Origin of the sequence: Salinicola socius (assembly GCF_001937195.1) — a bacterium.
GTDB lineage: Bacteria > Pseudomonadota > Gammaproteobacteria > Pseudomonadales > Halomonadaceae > Salinicola > Salinicola socius.
The window spans coordinates 1-506 of record NZ_MSDO01000143.1; the positions used below are offsets into that span (position 1 = coordinate 1).

General features: G+C 60.5%; 2 pseudogenes. One reads left to right on the forward strand and one right to left on the reverse strand.

Features of this window, described 5'->3' with window-relative positions:
- Positions 1 to 261, reverse strand: a pseudogene (locus BTW07_RS19280) (hypothetical protein); the annotation flags it as partial.
- Between BTW07_RS19280 and BTW07_RS19275 the strand changes: the two are divergent.
- A pseudogene (locus tag BTW07_RS19275) lies at positions 246 to 506 on the forward strand (hypothetical protein); the annotation flags it as partial. The pseudogenes BTW07_RS19280 and BTW07_RS19275 sit on opposite strands and share 16 nt — an antisense overlap.

The window sequence follows — 506 nt, forward strand, 5'->3', positions numbered from 1 at the left end:
CCGAATGACCTCGTCGGATGGCAAGGTCGATGCCACGGGAGAGCTGATCACGCAGAAGGGGAGTTCACCGAAATCGTCGAGCTGCTGGAAACCGACCGGGAAGCGCAGCCCCCTGAACAAGCGCCCCAGGCCGCCAGCTCGGCTGAAGCAGTGAAAAAGCATCAGGTAGTGCACGACGAAGCGATGAAGTTCCGAGCCGCTACGGTTGGGATCGCGAATCACCTGGCGGAAGCGGCTCAGTTCGAATGACGAATTCGTCATTCGAACTGAGCCGCTTCCGCCAGGTGATTCGCGATCCCAACCGTAGCGGCTCGGAACTTCATCGCTTCGTCGTGCACTACCTGATGCTTTTTCACTGCTTCAGCCGAGCTGGCGGCCTGGGGCGCTTGTTCAGGGGGCTGCGCTTCCCGGTCGGTTTCCAGCAGCTCGACGATTTCGGTGAACTCCCCTTCTGCGTGATCAGCTCTCCCGTGGCATCGACCTTGCCATCCGACGAGGTCATTCGG